This is a genomic window from Micromonospora sp. NPDC002296, assembly GCF_040296145.1.
Classification (GTDB): domain Bacteria; phylum Actinomycetota; class Actinomycetes; order Mycobacteriales; family Micromonosporaceae; genus Micromonospora.
Map to the genome: position 1 here is coordinate 3,690 of NZ_JBEOWQ010000044.1, position 19,800 is coordinate 23,489.

The 19,800-nt window shown below is 75.6% G+C and carries 3 protein-coding genes (1 of these 3 cut by a window edge); all 3 read right to left on the reverse strand.

Translation table 11 applies throughout. From position 1 onward, the window contains the following. Tightly spaced (each overlapping or abutting the next), the 3 genes in view from ABT023_RS24490 to ABT023_RS24500 form a layout consistent with a single transcriptional unit that may run on beyond the window. Nucleotides 1-7,428 (reverse strand): SDR family NAD(P)-dependent oxidoreductase, encoded by a 7,428-nt coding sequence (locus ABT023_RS24490; RefSeq protein ID WP_350888741.1) that lies wholly within the window; start codon nt 7,426-7,428, stop codon nt 1-3. Beyond that, nucleotides 7,425-11,480, reverse strand: coding sequence for a beta-ketoacyl synthase N-terminal-like domain-containing protein (locus tag ABT023_RS24495; protein WP_350888742.1), 4,056 nt, complete (start codon nt 11,478-11,480; stop codon nt 7,425-7,427). Before ABT023_RS24495 ends, ABT023_RS24490 begins: the two co-directional genes overlap by 4 nt. After that, nucleotides 11,477-19,800 carry the final stretch of a non-ribosomal peptide synthetase gene (locus ABT023_RS24500; RefSeq protein ID WP_350888743.1) on the reverse strand. Its footprint extends 15,550 nt past the window's final position, so only the last 8,324 of its 23,874 coding nucleotides appear in the window; its start codon lies beyond the right edge, outside the window — the gene reads right to left on this strand; its stop codon occupies nt 11,477-11,479. The genes ABT023_RS24495 and ABT023_RS24500 overlap by 4 nt, the downstream gene beginning before the upstream one ends.

Consider the following 19,800-nt stretch of genomic DNA (forward strand, 5'->3'; position numbering starts at 1 on the left):
TCAGGCGTTCGCCCAGTCGGTGAGTACGCGGTGGTTGGCCCGGTCTCGGTCATCCGCCGCCAGGACGGCGTCCTTTCGCAGCCGCAGCAGCACCGGGCGGGTCCACCCGCGGCGGCGCGGCTCGGCGAGCCCGGCGTGGCCGAGCTGCGGCTCGAGCACTCCCGGCACTTCGGTGACCTGGTCGACGACGAGGCGGGCGGAGCCGAGCAGCGCTACCCAGGAGTCCACGCTGGGCACGAGCACGCCCGCGCCACGGTCGTCGAGGTCACCGCGCAGGGTGCCGAGGTGGTCGGCGAGCAGCACCCGACCACCATCGATCAGCGCGGCGTCGATCCTGGCGAGCAGGTCCCGCTTGCGGCGCACGGCGACCAGGCAGCCCAGGGCCACCACCAGGTCGTAGGAGCCGGGCAGGGCGACGTCCGGGTCGGCGGGTACGACGTGCACCACAGCCCGGCCCTGTGCGGCGGCCAGCTCGGTGAGCCGCTGACCGCCACCGCCGGCCAGATCGGCGATGGCCCCCACGGTGGCCAGGTCCTCCGGCGCGAACAACGCGGCCCAGGGATCCCCGGCCGTCTCCCCGCCACCGGCGGCGGCCGGGGTCGTCGCGGCGGTGGGGATCCGCTCCGCCAGCAGCCCCAGCAGGTGCGCCGCGAGCGCGCCCGCCGTGGCCTGGTCGAACACCAGGGTCACCGGCAACCGCAGGCCGGTCACCTGGTCGAGCCGGTTGCGCAGCTCCACCGCGGTCAGCGAGTCGAACCCGAGTTCGGCGAACCCGGTGTCGGCGTCGACGTCGCCTGCGTCGTACCCGGGCAGGATCGCCGCGACCTGCTCACCGATCACCGCCAGCAGCACGTCCCGACGCCGGTCCGGATCGACGGCGGCCAGCCGGTCCGGCAGCGAGCCGGACGACCCCGCGGCAGGCCCGGGTACCACGGGTGCGGACGCCGGTGCCGGTACGGGTGCCGGTGCCGCGATCACGGCGGGTGCCGCGGGTGCCGGTTTGGGCTTCGCGCCGACCAGAGCGCGCAGGATCGGGTGCACCGGCGCGGCCCGCAGGGCGGGGATGTCCAGCCGCATCGGCACCGCGAGCTCCGCGGTCCCGGCCAGCGCGGCGTTGAACAACGCCATGCCGTCCTCGTCCGACAGCATCCGGAACCCGCCCCTGGCCATCCGGGACGCGGCCTGCTCGTCCAGGTCGCGGGTGAGGTCGCTGATGCTGGCCCACAGGCCGAACGCGATGGACAGAGCCGGCAGTCCGTCGGTGCGGCGACGCCGGGCCAACGCGTCGAGGAACGTGTTGGCGGCGGCGTAGTTGGACTGGCCCGGGTTGCCGAGCACGCCGGCCGCGCCGGAGAACAGCACGAACACGTCCGGGTCGGCGGCCCGGGTCAGCTCGTCGAGGATGACCGCGGCGTCCAGCTTGGCCCGCAGCACCGGCGCGAGCCGGGCCCGGGTCTGGCCACGGAGCATTCCGTCGTCGAGGGCGCCGACCACCTGCACCACCCCGGTGAGCGGGTGCGCGGCCGGGATCCCGGCCAGCAGAGCGGCCACCTGGCCCCGATCGGTCACGTCGCAGCGCACCACCCGGACCCGGGCGCCGAGCGCCGTGAGATCGGCCACCAGCTGACCCGCGCCGGGCGCGGCGTCGCCACGGCGGGAGGCCAGCACCAGGTGCCGCACGCCGTGCGCGGCCACCAGGTTCCGCACGACCGCCGAGCCCAGCGTGCCGGTGCCACCGGCGACGAGCACGGTGCCACCCGGGGCGAACGACCGGGGCATGACGAGCACGATCCTGCCGACGTGCCGGCCCTGGCTCATGGTGCGCATCGCGTCCCCGGCCCGGCGCACGTCGAGGACGGTGCGGGTGGGCGGCGGCAGCTCGCCGCCCGCGAACAGTGGCATGAGCTCGTCGAACATCGCGCCGATCCGCTGCGGCCCGGCCTCGACGAGGTCGAACGCCTGGTAGCGGACGCCGGGATGGGCCCGCGCGACGTCCTCGGCCCGCCGGATGTCGGTCTTGCCCATCTCGATGAACCGCCCGCCGCGCGGCATCAGGCTCAGCGAGGCCTCGACGTGCTCACCGGTCAACGAGTTGAGCACGACGTCGACCCCACGGTTGCTGGTCTCGACGGCGAACGCCTCGGCGTAGCCGGTGTCGCGTGAGGACCGGATCAGCGAGGCGGGCACGCCCATGGCCCGCACGTCGGCCTGCTTGCCCGGGCCGGCGGTGGTGAACACGTCCGCGCCCAGGTGGTTGGCGAGGTGCACCGCTGCGCTGCCGACCCCGCCTGCGGCGGCGTGCACCAGCACCGACTCGCCGGCCCGCAGCCCGGCCAGTTCGACCAGGCCGTGGTAGGCGGTCAGGTAGGCCACCGAGGCGGACGCGGCCTCGGCGTAGGACCAGCCGGGCGGGATCCGCCGCACGGTCCGCGCGTCGGTCACGCAGACCGGGCCGATCCCACCGGGCATCAACCCGAACACCCGGTCGCCCACGGCCAGGCCGGTGACGCCCGGACCGACCTCGGTGACCACCCCCGCGCCCTCGGCGCCGAGCACCAGGTCGCCGGGGTACATGCCGAGCGCGCCGAGCACGTCACGGAAGTTGAGCGCGGCGGCGCGTACGGCGATCCGCACCTGCCCGGCGACGAGCGGGCGGGCGGCGTCGGGCGCGGGCACGAGCGCCAGACTGTCCAGCGTGCCGGGCGCGGTGCTGTCAAGCCGCCAGGTCGGGGCGTCCGGCACCGCGAGGCCCGGATCCTTCGCGGCGGGCGCCAACCGCGGCACCAGCACCCGGTCGCCGCGCAGGGCGAGGTAGAACTCGTCGGCGGCCACGGCGGCGGTGACCGCGGCGGGCACGGCCCCCACCGGGGCGTGCCGGTCCAGGTCGACCAGCACGAGCCGGCGCTGGTGCTCGGACTGGGCCGCGCGCAGCAGCCCCCAGGCCGGTGCGGTCACCAGGTCGGGCAGTTCCTCCCCCGGTTCGACCGCGACGGCTCCCCTGGTCAGGACGACCAGGAGCCGCTTCCGGTTGGCCGGGTCGATCAGCCAGTCGCGGACGGTGTCGAGCAGCGCGCCGGTGGCCTCGTGCGCGGCGGGTACCAGCTCGGCGGTGGTCACCGCGACGTCGGCCGGGCCGCGCAGGGACAGGACGACGAACTCCCCACGCTCGGTGGGCGTCACCACCGCACCGAGGCCGAACCTGTCGGGGCCGAGCAGCGACCAGGTCCCACCGGACGGCGTGCCGGACTCGGGCAGCGGAAGCCACTCGACAGCGAACAGCGCGTCCCGCACCAGGTCCCGTTGCTCACCCGTGGCCGAGCGCAGCACCAGGGAATCCAGCTGCGCGACGGGTTTGCCGTCGCCGTCGGCGAGCTGCAGGGCGACACCGGAGCTGCCGGCGGCGGTCAGCCGTACGCGGGCCCGGCCGCCCGCGCCGGGGGTGTGCACCGACATCCCGGTCCAGGCGAACGGCAGCAGTCCGCCGCCGCCCTCGATCCAGGTGCCGAAGCCCATCGCGTGCAGGGCGGAGTCCAGCAGCGCCGGGTGCACCCCGTAGCGGCCCGCGTCGGCCATCCACTGCTCCGGCAGCTCGACCTCGGCGAACACCTCGTCGCCGCGGGCCCACACCGCGCGCAGGCTCTGGAAGGCCGGGCCGTAGGTGTACCCGGCCGCGTCCATGGCGGCGTAGTAGTCGTCCGAGGGAAGCTTGCGCGCCCCCGGGGGTGGCCACTCGGTGAGGCCGAAGTCCAGCGCGCCGCGCAGCGGGGTGCACGTGCCGGTGGCGTGCCGCGACCATGGGCGGTTCTCGGCGGCGTCCGCCGGCCGGGAGGTCACCTCGACGGTGCGGACGCCGGCCGCGGCCGGCGGTGCGAGCACGACCCGCACGGTCACCTGCCCGGCCCTGGTCAGGTCGAGCGGGGCATGCAGGGTCAGCTCCTCGATCCTGCCCGTGCCCGCGATCGTGCCCGCGCGCCCGACCATGTCGACGAAGGCTGTGCCCGCCAGCAGCACGCGGCCGTTGACGACGTGGTCACCGAGCCACGGCTGCGCCGCCAGCGACACGCTGCCGCTGACGGTGACCGTGCCGTCCGCGCCGGTGACCGCCCCGGCGAGGTCGAGCAGCGGGTACTCGTCCGCCGTCGACGTACGCGCGGTGGCCGGGCCGGGGGACGGTGCGCCAGTGCCGGACCCGACCACCGGGCCCGGCGCGGTCGCGGTGTCGGACGCGACCACCACGCCCGGCGTGGGCCCGGTGGTCGACGCGACGGCGACGGGCCTGGCGGGCCGGGTGGCCGTCGCGGGCGGGTCGACCCAGTAGCCGGTGGTGGCGAACGGATAGGTGGGCAGGCCGCCGAGCCGAGTCGGGGTGCCCTGCTGGTACAGCGACGCCCAGGCGATCATGCCGCCCGCCGCCCACACCCTGGCCAGCTCGGTCAGGGGCCGGCCCTTGGCGCGCTCGGCGCGCACCGCGGACGCGGGCCGCCGCGCCTCACCGGTTACCACGGCTGTGGTGTCACCGGCCCGCCACCGGCCGAGCCGGTCGACGAGTTCGGCCACGCTGTCCACGACCACGGTCAGCCGGAACCGCATCGGCTCCCGGCCGGCCTGGCTGGTGTAGGCGACCCGCGCCAGGTCGAGGTCCGGGTGGGCGCGCAGGTGGTCGAGCCAGTTTTCCGCCGAGGTGACGAGCTGCTCCTGAGTGCGTGCGGACAGCACGAACAGGGCGGGCCCCGGGATCGCCCGGCGCTCCACCGCGGGCGCTTCCTCGAGGACGACGTGGGCGTTGGCGCCACCCGCGCCGATCCCCGTCACGCCGGCCCGGCGCGGCTGCCGCTGCCCCCGCACGATCGGCCGGTCCCACGGCGCGGGCGTGTCCGACAGCTCGAACGGCAGCTTGTCACGGTCGATGGCCGGGTTGATCGTGGCGGGCATGCGGGTCGGGGGCAGCGTCCGCTCGCCGAGCGCGAGAACCACCTTGGCCAGCTGTGCCAGTCCCGAGGACGCCTCGCCGTGACCGATGTTGGGCTTGACCGAACCGAGCCGGAAGCGGCCGGTGGCGTCGGTACGACCGCCGAAGACCTGGGTCACCGCGGTCATCTCCACCGCGTCGCCGATCTCGGTGCCGTTGACGGTGGTCTCCAGGTAGCTCACCGTGTCGGCGTCGACGTCCGCCCGACGCAACGCCGCGGTGATCACGTCGGCCTGCCGCCTGGGGCTCGGGCTGGTGAAGCCGACCGTACGCCCGTTGTGGTTCACCGCGGTGCCACGGATGACGGCCCGCACGTGGTCGTTGTCGCGCTGGGCGTCGGCGAGCCGCTTGAGCACCACGACACCGACGCCCTCGCCGGGCACGATGCCGTTGCCGCCGATGCCGAACGCCGGGCACTCCGGGCGGTTGGACAGCATCTTGACCGCGCCCAGCTCGGCGTACGTGGACGGGTGCAGGTACAGGTTCACCCCACCGACGAGGGTCATCGCGCACTCGCCCGACCGCAGGCTCTCCACCGCCTCGTGCAGCGCGACCAGCGCCGAGGAGCACGCCGTGTCCACCGGCTTGCTCGGTCCGCCGAGGTCGAGCTGGTAGGAGACGCGGTTGACCATGTCGCCGAAGGAGGTACGCGGCAGGTCGACCCCCCGGTCGGGGCCGAGCCGGTCGAAGCCGAGCTTGGACGCCCCGGCGAACACCCCGGTGGCCTTGCGCACCGCGGGGTCGAGGCCGTACGGGCAGTAGCCGGCGTCCTCCAGCGCCTTCCAGCACTCCTGAAGGAAGATCCGCTGCTGCGGGTCGGTGTTGCGGACCTCCTGCTCGGTCATCCCGAAGAACTCCGCGTCGAACTGGTCGAAGCCCTCCAGGAACCCGCCCCACCTGGAGTGGCTCCTGGTGATGACCTCCCTGCCCGTCGGCTCCGGGACGTAGTGCTCCCGCCAGTCCCAGCGCCGGGCCGGGATCTCGCCGATGGCACTCCGGTTGGACACGATCAGGTCCCAGTACCGACGCTCGTCCGGCGCACCGGGGAAACGGACGCTCAGCCCGATGATCGCGATCGGGCCGTCGGTGTCCGGGCGGGCCCGGGCGGGCCGCTCGACCGCGACGGCCTTCGGTTCGGCGGCGGGCGCCGCGGCCACGGCTGGGCGGACCGTCGACGGCGCGGGCGCGGGACCGGACGCCGAGACGGGCACGGGGGCCGGCGCGGAGACGGACGCCGAGACGGGGGCGGGAACGGGCGCAGCGACGGGGGCGAATGCGGGCGCCGCCCGCAGGGCGACGATGACCGCCTCCGGCGCGTCGTCCTCGTCCGCGCCCGGGGGCAACGGGTGCGCCCGGACCTCCTCGAACCCGGTCCGGGCCAGCGCGGCGCGCCACTGGTCGGCGGAGAGCAGCGGCGAGCCGGGCAGCCCCTGCCGGTCCCGTGCGGGCCACCAGTCCGGGGTCAGCCCGAACACCATGATCGAGGGTTCGGGCGCGGAGACGGCCTCGATCATCACCAGCGCGCCACCGGGCCGCAGCAGGGCCGCGGCGTTGGCCAGGGCCGCGTCGACGTCCGCGACCCCGTGCAGGACGTTCGCGGCGAGCAGCACGTCGGTCTCCCCCGGCGGCAGGCCCTGGGGTGCGGGGGCCCTGGCGACGTCGAACGCGACGAAGTCGACGAAGCCGTGGTCACGGCCGAACCGCTGCCTGCCGTACTCGACGAACCGGGTCGAGGTGTCCGTGTAGGCGTAACGCAGCCGGTCGCCGAGGGGGGCCAGCGCGGGCAGCATCCGCGCGGCGACCGCGCCGGTGCCGGCGCCGAGCTCGACCACCGACACGGTCGACGCGGTCTCCAGACGTACGCGGGCGAGTTCGGCCGCCACCGCGGCGGCGACACCACCGCTGTCGTGTTCAGCGCCGGGCTGGTCGCCGTCGGCCGCCACCGCCCCGCCCGGGAACAGCACCTCCGAGGCCGGGCGGCGGCCGGTCAGCACCTCCGGGTAGGCGGCCAGGCAGCGGCGCAGCAGCCGCGCGCTCGGCTCGATGGCGGGAAACTCCGTGACCAGCCCGGCGACCATGGTGTCCAGGTCGGATTCGGAAAGCTCACGCATGGCGTAGACGGCCACCAGCTCCGCGCCCTCGCGGCGCAGCACGCCCGCGGTGACGAGGATGTCGAGCAGGGCGTCGAACAGTCGCCGGTGCCCGTCGATCACCCCGAGCCGGGCGGCCAGTTCGTCGGGACGGCCACGCGCGCCAACCTCGGTGAACGCGCCCATCCGCCGGAGCACACCGGCGAGCATGCGCCGGGCCAGCACGGTCAGCGCGTCCATGCCGCGCTGCACCGCCAGCCCCGCGCCCGGGTCCGCCCCGGCGAGCGCGGCCTCGGCCGCCGCCGACAGCCGGGCCGCCAGCTCGGCCGGGCGCAACCCTTCCTCGGTCGCCTGGATCATGGCGGTCATCGGCGGGTCACCGCCTCGGCGTACGCGGTGGCCGCGGCGATCCGGGCCCGGTTGCCCGCGCGCCGGACCGCCGGGTCGGTCGAGGTGTCCTTACGCAGCCGCAGCACCAGGTACGCCGCCGTGCCGCGTTCCAGGGGTACCGCCAGGTCGGCGCGGAACCGCCATCTGCCCCTGTCGACCGGGTCGAGGGCCGCGGTGTTCTGGTCGACGTCGAAGTCGGCGAGGAAGTGGCCCACCCGGGCGCTCGCGTCGACCGCCTCGTCGAGCACGAACCCGCCGTCGGCGAGCAGGTCGGCCCACCGCTCCCGGCTGGGCATCCACACGCCGATCCGCTGGTCCGCCACCTCGGCGCCGACGGCGAGGAACTCGGCCAGCAGCAACCGGCCGCCCTCCGGCAGCGCGGTGGCGATCCCGGCCAGGTAGCCCGCCTTGTCGGCGACCAGGTGGCTGCCCTCGATGCCCAGCGCCACCTCGTGCGGGGAGTCGACCGGCACCGCGTCGCTGTAGGCGACGGTGACCCGGGCGTCCAGGCCGTGCTCCTTGCCCGCCCGGACGGCCGCCTCGGCGTGCGCCGGGTCGGCGGCGCGGACGTGCACCCGCAGCCCGCGGTGACGCGCCGCGAGGCGCATCCCGGCGGCGCCCTGCACACCGTGCAGGTCGATCAGCCCACCGACGCGGTCGAGGTCCTCGCCGCACAGCAGCACGTCGAGCAGCTCGGCCTGAAGCTCGCGTACCAGTTCGGTGTCATCCGGGTCGGCGTCCGGGTCCAGCAGCACCCGGCTGGCGGAGAACCCGACCTCGCGGGCCGGGAACGGCGCCATCCAGGTCGGCGCCACCGGCCAGTCCGGCATCGGCGCGGCGTGGTGCGCGGTTCCGTCGAGGGCGCCAACCGCCGGGGCCGAAAGCACCCGGGACTCCTCCGGGAAGTCGGCCGCCAGACTCTGCGCGACTTCGGCAACAGTGCCGAACTCGAACAACAACGTCCGCGACGCGTCCGGGAACGCCTCCGCGATCCGATGGTTCACCCGCGTCCGCACCACCGAATCGATCCCGAACGCATCCCACGACTGCCACGCATCGACCCCCGCCGGATCGATACCCGCCTCATCGGCCACCACACCCGACAGCCACCCGACCACATCGCCCCCACCACCGGCGGACGCCACAGCGACCGGGCTCGGGACGGCGGCCACCGCAGTGACCGACGCCGCAGCGGGGGCGGCGGCGAGCACCCCGGACTCATCGGGGAAGTCGGCCGCCAGACTCTGCGCGACCTCGGCAACGGTGCCGAACTCGAACAACAACGTCCGCGACGCGTCCGGGAACGCCTCCGCGATTCGATGGTTCACCCGCGTCCGCACCACCGAATCGATCCCGAACGCATCCCACGACTGCCACGCATCGACCCCCGCCGGATCGATACCCGCCTCATCGGCCACCACACCCGACAGCCACCCGACCACATCGCCCCCACCACCGGCGGACGCCACAGCGACCGGGCTCGGGGCGGCGGCGACCGGGGTGACCGGCGTCGAGGCCGCGGATGCCGGCGCGGCGGGTGCCGGGTCGGAGGCGCGCAGCGCGCTGCGGCAGTCGGCCGGGAAGTCGGTGACCAGCAGGTCGGCCACCTCGTCGATGGTGGTGAACTCGAACAGCAGGGTCCGCGACGCGGACGGGAACCGGTCGGCCAGGTGGTGGTTCACCCTGGTACGGACCACCGAGTCCACCCCGAACGCGTCGAACCGCTCCCAGCGGTCGATGGCGGCCGGGTCGATGCCCACCTCCGAGGCGATCACCCCCGCCAGCCACGCCGCCACCTCCTCGCTCAGCCCGCCGGGCCCGGCGCTCGCCGGCGGCTCGGTGGGCACCGGCGGCGGGGCAACGCGGGGCGGCTCGGGGACCGGCGGCGGGACGACACGGGGCGGCTCGGCCACCCGCGCCGGGGCGGCGGCGACTGCGGGTACGGGTGCGGGTGCGGGCGCGGAGACCGCCGGGGCGGACCTGCGCGGGGCCAGGCGGTCCCTGCCGTGCCGGTTGCGGGCGAACGGGTACCCGGGCAGCGACACCCGGCGCCCCCCGGAGGAAGGCCAGTCGACCTCCGCGCCCCGGCACCAGGCGCCGGCGGCGTCCCGCAGGGATCCGCCCGCCGCGCGCGGCTCACCCGCACGGGCCCGGCCGGTGACCGTGTCCGGCGTGGCGCGGCCGGCGGCCAACGCGCGTAGCGCGGCCACCAGCTCCGGCATCGACCCGGCCACCACGACCGCCCGCTCGTCCAGGGCAGCGCGCCCCCGCTGCAGCGTGAGCGCCACATCGGCGAGGGTCGGCGGCTCCCGCCCAGGCTGCTGCCCGCCCGCCGGGGCGGCCGGGGCCAGCGAAGCGACCAGGCCGTCGACGGACGGCGCCTCGTAGAGCGTGTCCACGGTCACCTCCTGACCGGTCTGCCCGGTGAGCAGAATCGCCAGCCGGGCGAGCTGGTGGGGCTCGGCGCCGTGGCTCTCCAGGTCGCGGTGGCCGTCGATGTCGGTGGGGGCGATGCCCAGCAGGTCGGCGACAAGCCTGCGGACCACGTCCTGCCCGGTGTCCGCCTGCGCCGAGGACACGCGGTCGAGGTGGTCGGCCAGCTCGCCCGCGAGCACACCGAGCCGCTCCCGGTCACGGGCCGACAGCGGCACCGCCACCGGGCCGGAGACCGGGACCGCCGTCCGCGGCCTGGGCAGGTACTCCTCGACGACCAGGTGGGCGTTGGTGCCGCTGTGCCCCATCGAGTTCACCGCGGCCAGCCGGGGCGCGCCCGGGGTGGCGGCCCACGGCCTGCCGACCGCGTCGATGGTGATGCCCGACCCGTCCAACTTGATCATGGGATTCAGGGTGCGGAACGTGGGCATCCCGGTGAAACGCTCGTTGCGCATGCTCAGCAGCACCTTGACCAGGCCGATCGCCCCCGCGGCCGCGCCGGTGTGGCCGATGTGCGCCTTGGCGCTGCCCAACACGCACCCGGCCGGGTTGGGCCGGTGCCTGCCGAGCGCGCGGACCAGCGCACCCGCCTCCACCGGGTCGCCGAGGGTGGTGCCGGTGCCGTGCGCCTCCACGTACCCGATCCGGGACGCGTCGATGCCGTAACGGCGGTACACGGCGTCGATGAGCTTCTCCTGGGCCAGTCCGTTCGGCGCGGTGAGGCCGTTGCTCGCGCCGTCGTGATTGACGCCGGTGGCACGGATGATCCCGCGAATGTCGTCGCCGGCGGCCTCAGCGTCGGCGAGGCGCTTGAGCACCAGCACCGCCACGCCCTCGGCGAACACCGTGCCGTTGGCCGAGTTGTCGAAGGTGCGGCACTCCCCGGACGGGGAGAGCACCCCCATGTCGGCGAGCAGGCCCAGCGGCCCCGGCCCCAGACCCACGTTGGTGCCGGCGGCCAGCGCGACGCCGCACTCGCCGATCAGCAGACTCTGGCAGGCCAAGTGGATGGCCACGATGGACGACGAGCAGGCGGTGTTGACCACCAACGCCGGGCCGTGCCAGTCGAGGATGTAGGACAGCCGGGCCGCGACCAGTGCGTCGGACGCCCCCGTGAACGACTCGTGCAGGTAGCCGGCGGGCTCGGCGCCCACGAACATGCCGGTGTCCGATCCCGACAGCGAGTACGGGTCGATGCCCGCATCCTCCAGGGCGTGCCAGGCCTCCTGGAGCAGCAGCCGCTGGTGCAGGTTCATCGAGTCGGCCTCGCGCGGGTCGATCCCGAAGAACTCGGGGTCGAAGCAGTCCCGGTCGGCGATCACGCCGCCCCACCGGTAGCCGCGGGCGTCCTCGCCGAGGATCTCCCTCGGCAGCTCACCGACGCACTTGCGGCCGGCGGCCAGGTTGTCCCAGAACTGCCCGACGCCATCGGCCCCGGGGAATCGGCCCGCCATGCCGACGACTGCGATGTCCAACGCGGACGCCCCGGTCGGCGGTGTGCTCGGCCGTCCGGCCTGACCGGGGTCCGTCACCGCCGCGGTGGCCGGGCCGTCGGCGAGGTAACGATCCACGACGGATCGGAACTCGGTACTCGTCATCGCGGCCCTCCGGTGTTGTTGTCTACGAGGTCGGTTAGGTGATCGGTCAGCCGGTCAATGCTGGTGTGGTCGTAGAGGAGCGCGGCGTCGAGCTCGAGCCCGAGTTCCTCGCCCAGCTCGGCCATGAAGGACATCCCCGTGATCGAGTCGACGCCGAGTTCCGCGAACGCCATCCGGGACGACAGCTCCTCGACGGGCACCCGCAGCACCCGGGCGAGCCGCTGCGTGGTGAGCGCCTTGATCCGGTCCCGGTCGGCGTGACCCGTTCCGCGGCCCGCGGTCGCGTCGGCGGGAGCCGGTTCGAGGGTGCGCCCCGGTTCGGGGGCGGGTCGCGGTGCCCGTACCGGCTCGGGTGCGGCGGTCTCCGCCCGCCGGGTGGGCGCGGGCAGGGCCCCGCCGGGGCGCAGGCCGATGGTCTGGGCGGGACCGCCGGTCACCAGCAGCCGCACGGCGGCGTCGAAGCAGGCCGCCCCCTGCTCGTCGCTGAGGAAGCCGACGCCCGGGTGGTCGGCGGCCGAGTCACCGAACGAGGCGGCCCACGCGCCCCAGTTGAGCACGCCGACCGGGAACGGCGCGGTGCCGCCGATGACCCGGGCGAACGCGTCGGCGAAGGTGATGCCCGCCGCGTAGGCCGGGTGCGTGCCCACCCCACCGAACGCGAACGCCTGCGCCGAGGAGAAGAAGCACAGGAAGTCCAGCGGTTCGTCGACCACCGCGACCGCGACGTGCACGGCGCCGCTCGCCTTCACGTCGTAGTGGTGGCGGAACTCGGCGTCGTCCAGCTCGGCCACCGCCCGCGCCGGCTCGGTGATCGTGGTCGCGCCCGCGAACACCACCCCGTTCACCCCGCCGAGGGTGGCCTTGGCCTCGGCGACCGCGGCCCGGACCTGCTCGGGGTCGGTCACGTCGGCGCTGAGGTAGAACGGCGTACGGTCGCCGACGGTCGCCGCCGCCAGCGCCGCCCGCACCGCCGGGTCGCCGGCCGGCCTGCGGCCCATCCAGACGACCCGGGCGTCGTAGTGCTCGTGCAGGTGCCGGGTGACCGCCTGGCCGACCACGCCCGCGCCGCCGATCACCAGGTAGGCGCCGCCGGTTCGCAGCCCCGCCGCGCCGCCGGGTGGCTCGACCTCGTCGAATCGCTGCCGGTACCGCACGCCGTCGCGCAGCAGGGTCAGCTCGGCCACCGGACTCGCCGGTTCGGCGACGATCGCCGCGGCCAGCGCCGTGCGGTCGGCGTCGCGGGCGGAGACGTCCACGTTGCGCAACGCGAACCGCTGCTGGTGGGCGAGGAAGTAGGCCAGGCCGGTCAGGCCCGCACCCCTGGCGTTGGCAGCGCGGCCGTCCAGGCCGTGGGTGTCGTGCGTGGTCAGGTGGCAGTCGATCCGCGTCGGATCAGCCGGTTCGGACAGTGCGCGGATCAGCCGTAGCGCCAGCAGTTGCACGTCGGTGTCGAGGCGTGCGTGCGGGTCGCCGGCGCCGACCACCAGATGCACCCGGTCCACCCCGCCGACGTCGGCCAGGACGGCGCGGAACGCGTCGGGGTCGGCGACCGAGACCACCCTGCGCGGGCCCACGGCCAGCGTGTCCGGGCCGGTGGTCACCAGTACCACCCTGGCGCCCGCCCGCCGGTGGTGGGCGGCGATCGCCTCGGCCAGCTCGCCCGCGCCGGAGTCGACGACCAGCACCCGGCCCCCGCCGGCCACCGTGTGGGCAGCGGGCGAGCGGGGTGCCCAGCTCGGCACGCGCAGCATGCCCCTGGCGGGTTCGACGGGCGAGGGACGCGTACCTGCCCCGCGCGCACCCCGGCCGTTCGCGCCGCGCCCGTTCGCGCCGTTCTCGATCGCGCCGTTCTCGATCGCGCCGGGCCCGTTCGCGCCGTGGCCGTTCGCGCCGCGCCCCACCGCGTCGTGGCCGTTCCCGCCGTGGCCGTTCCCGCCGTGGCCGTTCCCGCCGTGGCCGTTCCCGTCGTGGCCGTTCCCGTCGTGGCCGTTCGCGCCGTGGCCGTTCGCGCCGTGGGGCTCCGGGCCGGGTCCGCCGCGGACGGCGTCGATCACGCCCGCGCCCTCGCGCCCGGGTGCGCCGGCGTGGTCGGTGAACCAGTAGTGGTCCTGCGCGAACGGGTAGGTGGGCAGGCTGATCCGGCGCGGGCGGACGGTGCCGAACTGGCCGGACCAGTCGGCGGTCGCGCCGCCCACCCACCGTTCGGCGAGCGCCCTCGGCGTCGGGCCGGTGCCGTGCACCCGGACCCGGTCGTCGGCGAGGAAGCCGCCGAGCGCCCGGGCCAGCCCGGCCAGGTCGGTGACGACGAACGCCGCCCGCTCGGCAAGCTCGACACGGCCCACCTGCAGCGTGTACGCCACGTCGGCGAGCGCGAGTCCCACGGCCCGGTGCGGCAGCAGTGCCGCGACCTCGACGGAGCTGTGCGCGGTGGTGAGCCGGGGCGGCTGGCCCGAGGGCAGCAGCTCGGCCAGGGACCGGGACAGTGCCGCGACCTCGGCGACCCCGATGCCGTACTCGTGCCACGGCCGGGCCGGGTCGATGTCGGCGGGATCGGCGCCCAGCACCCGGGCCACCCGGGCGGTGACCTCGGCGACCTGGTCGGCTGCCCCGCCACGCACCCGGTCCAGCAGCCGGGCGGCGATCATCCGCAGCGCGGGGACCGTCCGCGCCGACAGCGGCACCACCACCGGCCCTGGCGCCTCGGTGCCCGCCACGGTGCCGGTGTACTCCTCCAGGATCACGTGCGCGTTGGCGCCGGTGGCGCCGAACGAGCTGACCCCCGCCCGGCGCGGTCCGCCGGGCCGGGCCGGCCACGCCTCGGCGGCCCGCTGCAGCCGGAACGGCGAGCCCGCGAGGTCCAGCAGCGGGTTGGTCGGCTCGGCGTGCAGGGTCGGCACCAGGGTGCGGTGGTGCAGTTGCAGCACCGCCTTGGTGAGCCCCGAGATGCCCGCGGCGCCCTCCGCGTGACCGATGTTGGACTTGACCGAGCCCAGCGAGCACGACCCCGGGTCGACCCGGTCACCGAACGCGGTGGTCAGCGCACGCAGCTCGATCGGGTCGCCGAGGGAGGTGCCGGTGCCGTGGGCCTCCAGCACCCCGATGGTGGCCGGGTCGGTGCCCGCGTCGCCGAAGGCGGCGGTGAGCACCGCGGCCTGCGCGACCGGGTTGGGCACGCTGAACCCGCTCGCCGCGCCACCGTGGTTGACCGCGCTGCCGCGAATGACCGCGTAGACGTGGTCACCGTCGCGCTCGGCCGCCGCGAGCGGCTTGAGCACGAGCGCGCCCACCCCGTCGGCGGAGACGTAGCCGTCGCCCCCCGCGCCGAACGACCGGCAGCGGCCGTCGGTCGAGTGCATGTTGACCAGCCCGTAGCCGATGTACTTGGCCGGGTGCAGCGAGAGGTTGACCCCGCCCGCGACGGCCACCGCGCACTCCCCGTCGCGCAGGCTGCGCACGGCCAGGTGCACGGCGGTCAGCGAGGACGAACACAGCGTGTCCACCGCGACGCTGGGCCCGTGGAAGTCGCAGAGGAACGACACCCGGTTGGCGATCTGTCCCTGGCTGAGCCCCAGCGGCACCGGATCACCGCCACGTGCCACGTGCTCGACACCCAGCAGCGGGTAGTCCTTGTGCATCGCGCCCACGAACACCCCACCCGCGCGGCGGCCCGCCGGGCCCGACGGCGGGCACAGCGAGTCCGGCGTGTGCCCGGCGTCCTCGATCGCCGCCCAGCAGGCCTGCAGGAACAGCCGCTCCTGCGGGTCGAGCACGGCCGCCTCGGCGGCGGAGATGCGGAAGAACGCGGCGTCGAAGGCGGCCACGTCGTCGAGGAACCCGCCCCAGGACGACAGCGGCCGGCCGGAGGCGCTGCGCACGTGGTCGTACCGGTGGCGGTCCCAGCGGTCCCGGGGGATCTCGACGACGCTGTCCACGCCGCCGAGGAGGTTCGCCCAGAACTCGTCGAGATCCACCGCGCCCGGGTACCGGCCGGCCATACCGATGACGGCGATGGGCTCGGCCCTGTCCCGCGCGGTGACCATCGCCCCCGACCCGGCGGCCGGCGCCGGCCCGACCGGCACCCCGGTGGACTCGACACGACGCCGGCTCAGCACGGGCCTGGGCAGGGCGGTACGCCTGCCCTGGACCCCGGCCCAGGCCGCGACGACCACGTGCGCGTTGGTGCCGCCGTCGCCGAAGCTGTTGATCGCGGCGACCCGGGGCCCCGTCCACTCGGCCTCGGTCCGGTCGAACCGGAACGGCGAGGCCGCCAGGTCAAAGTGCTCCGGCGGCTGCTGCGCGCTCAGGTACGGCACCCGCCGCCCGCGCTGAAGCATCATCGCGACCTTGATGAACCCGGCGATGCCCTCGGCGCACTGGGGATGGCCGATGTTGGGCTTGACCGAGCCGAGCGCGCACTCCGCCGTGGACGTCGAGCGGTACACCGCCCGCACCGCCTTCAGCTCGATCAGGTCGGGGACGGGCGAACCGGACGCGTTGGCCTCCAGGTAGCCGATCTCCTCCGGCCGGTGGCCACTGGCGGCCAGGGCGCGGGAGAGCACCGCCTGCTGGGTGACCAGGTTCGGGGTGGCCGGCCCGGCCGTGCGGCCGTCGTTGTTGACCGCGATGCCCTTGACCACCGCGATGATCCGGTCCCCGTCGGCGCGGGCCGCTGCCAGCGGCTTCACCACCACGACGCCCGCGCCCTCGGCGGGCACGAATCCGCCCGCGCGACGGTCGAAGGCATGGAACTCCGGCGTCGCGGAGAGCAGCCCGCGCTGGTCGAACACCTGGTGCGCGGCGGCCCCCTCGATGAGGGTGACCCCGCCGACCACGGCGGCGTCGATCTCACCCGCGCGCAGCGCCTGCGCGGCGAGGTTCAACGCCACCAGCGCCGAGGAGCACGCGGTGTCCACCACCACGCTGGGACCCCGCAGGTCGAAATGGCGGGAGATGTTGGCGGCCAGGTAGTTCTGCCCCAGCATGACCGGGTTACGGCTGGCGAGCACGCTCTCACGGGCGGGCAGCCGCGCGGTCCGGCCACCGATGTAGACGCCGATCTCCCGGCCCTTGACCTCGTCCGGGCGGTACCCGGCGTCGCACCAGGCGAACAGGGTCTCCTCCAGCAGCAGCAGGGACTGCGGGTCCATGGCCGCCGCGTCCGCGTCGCCGATGTGGAAGTACCCCGGGTCGAACTCGCGGTCGACGTCGGCGAGCAGCCCGGCGTGGAAGCCGCCGCCCTCACCGGGCCAGCGGTCCTCGGGCACCGGTGCGATGGCCGACCGGCCCTCGGCCAGCAGCCGCCAGTACGCCGACGCGTCCGAGGCGCCGGGGAACCGGCACGACAGGCCGACCACCGCGAGGTCACCGTCGCGGGCCTCGGGCGCCGGGCGGACCTGCGGGGCGGCCGGGGCCTCCGCCCCGACCTCCGCCCCGACCTCGGTGGCGGGCACCGTGATCGGCCCGGTGACGGGCACGGTGGCGGGGCCGAACTCGGACCGCACGACGTCGGGGTGCTCGCCCGCCAGCCAGCGCGCGAAGCCGGCCGCGGTCGGGTGTTCGATCAGGATCGACGGGTCCAGCTCCACGCCGAGCCGAGTCGAGGCGGTGCGGGTGAGCTCGACCAGGGTGATCGAGTCCGTGCCGTAGTCATGGACCGGGGTGTGGGCGTCGAGCCGGTCGCGATCGAACTCCAACCGCTCGGCGATCAGGTCGAGCAGCCACCCCGCGACGGCGGGCTCGTCCAGGTCACCCGCCGGCGGCGCGGACGGGACCACGGCACGGGGCGAGGCCGCCGGCGGCGCGGACGGGACCACGGCACGGGGCGAAGCCGGGTCCCTCCGGAGCACACCCAACTGGTCGATCGGGCGGTCGTCGGCGGGGACGACCGGAAGCACCACCGGGCCGACCGCGCCGGAGACTGCGAGGTCCAACACCCGCAGCCCCTCCTCCTCGCGCAGCGGCGCCAGGCCCGCGGCCCGGTAGGCCGGCCCCGTGCCTGCCGCGCCCATGCCGATGCCGTCCCAGCTCGGCCACTGCACGCTGACCACCGGGACGTCCCCGGACCGACCGGCGAGCTGGTCGAGGTAGGTGTTGGCCATGGTGTAGTCGCTCTGTCCCACCGCGAGCGTGGGCAGCACGGCGGCCACCGAGGAGAACAGCACCACGAACCGCACCGGGTGCCCGGCGACAGCCCGCAGCAGCGCCTCGGTGCCGCCCACCTTGGGCGCCAGCACTCGACGCACGCCGGCCACGGTCTTGCGGCCGAACGACAGGGTGTCCTCGTCCACCACACCGGCGGCGTGCAGCACCCCGCCGACCGGGCCGTGCTCGCGCAGCAGCACGGCCAGCGCGGACTCGGCACCGGGGCCGTCCATCGGCACCGCGGCGACCCGGATCCGGGCCCCGGTGGCGGCGAGGTCGAGCAGGCCGCGCAGCTTGCGGCCGAGCGCGTCGTCGCGGCGGGACCGCTCGGCCCAGCCGCCGCGCTCCGGCAGCTCCTCACGGCCGATCAGCAGCAGGTCGCGTACGCCCCACGCGGTGACGGCGTGCCGGGCCGCGGCGAGACCGACGCCCCGGGTGCCGCCGGTCACCACCAGCACCTCGTCAGGGCCGAACACCGGGGTCGGTACGCCGGCCGGGGCGTGCTCGCGCAGCACCGGCCGCAACCGGCTGCCACCACGGTGCCGCACCCGATCCGGCGCGTCGGTCGCGCGGAGCTCGGTGAGCAGGCGTCCGGCCGCCGTGGCGTCCGGCTCGGTGGGGTCGAGGTCGACGTGCGTGGCGCGCAGCCGGCCCATCTCGTGCCCGAGCATCCCGTACAGGCCCGCCACCCGGGCGGCATGCGGGTCGGCCCGGTCGAGGCCGCGGGTCACGCCGACCACCCGGCCGGCGCCGGCGCAGGCCCGTTGCAGCCACGGCAGCCAGGTGTCCAGGTGGTCGCCCCCGGGGGCGCACCCGGTCAGGTCGATGATCGTGTCCACGGTGGTCTCCGCGCCGGCCAGCGCGTCGACGTCCAGGACGGTCGCCCCGGGCAGTGCCCGCCTGAGGTGACCGGCGATGCCGGCGGTGGCCGGGGTGGTCAGCACGGCCACGCGTCCCAGGTCACCGCCGCCCGAGGCGATTGCCGGTGCGGGCTGCCAGTCCTCGCTGAGCAACCGCACCCGGTCGGCGTCGGGGGCGCCCGCGGTGCCGACGATCACCTCGGCGAACGCGCCGTCGTGCTCGGTGGGCCTGGCGATGGCGCCGAATCCGTGCTCGCGCAGGAGCCGTTGCCAGCCCGCTGCGGTGAGCAGCGGGGCACCGGGGATGCGCAGGTGCTCGTCGTGGTACAGCCACCAGCCGTCGAGCAGGCCGAAGGTGAGGGTGAGCAGCGCGGACTTACGGGTCACCTCGTTGACCACCAGCAGCCCGCCGGGCCGCAGCGCGGCGGCCAGGTTGGCCACCACCTGCCGCAGGTCGCGGGTGGCGTGCAGGACGTTGGACGCGATGAGCACGTCGAACGTTCCGCCCGCCAGGTCCTCGGCCGCACCGGGCCGCTCGACGTCCCAGCGCCCGTAGCGCAGGTAGTCGCGGCCCAGGCCGAACCTTTCCTCGGCCCTGGACAGGAACATCGGCGACAGGTCGGTGAACCAGTACTCGGCGGTCCCGCCCACGGCGTCCAGGGCGGGCAGCACGACCGCGGTGGTCCCGCCGGTGCCCGCGCCGACCTCGCCGATCCGGACCGGCCCCGCGCTGTTCCGGACGAACGCGGCAACCGTATCGGCGACGGTCTGGTTGAGCCCGTCGGCGATGGTGTTGCCCTGGTAGGCGGCCATCATCCGGGCCAGCGACCCGCCGGGGAAGAGGATCTCCGTGACCGGCCGGGTGCCGGTGAGCACGGCGGGCAGTTCGGCGACGCAGTCCTCGACCAACGACAACTGCGCGTGCCAGTACGGGTTCGCGGCCAGCCGGGCGCGCAGGTCCACCCAGTTCGGGTCGGCGGCCGGGTCGGCGGCCCGGCGGCCCGCGTCCGACAGCGCGACCGGGTCGGCGTCGTCGGTGAACCCGGCCGCCGCCAGCAGCCGCAGCGCCTCGTCGACCCAGCGGTGGTACTTCTCCACCACGCCGTGCCGGGCGGCCAGCCCCGCCCTCGGCTCGGGCCCGTCCGCGAACAGGCCGAGCTCGCGCAGCCGCACCAGCGTCTCGCGGGCCACCCACCGGTCGGCGTCGTCCGGGGTCAGCCCGCCGGCCCAGCCCTGCGGCTCGGCGGCCGGACGGGCGGAGGTCCCGTCGAACACGTGCGGGTAGCGCGGGGCCAGGTAGGCGGCCAGGTCACGGATGG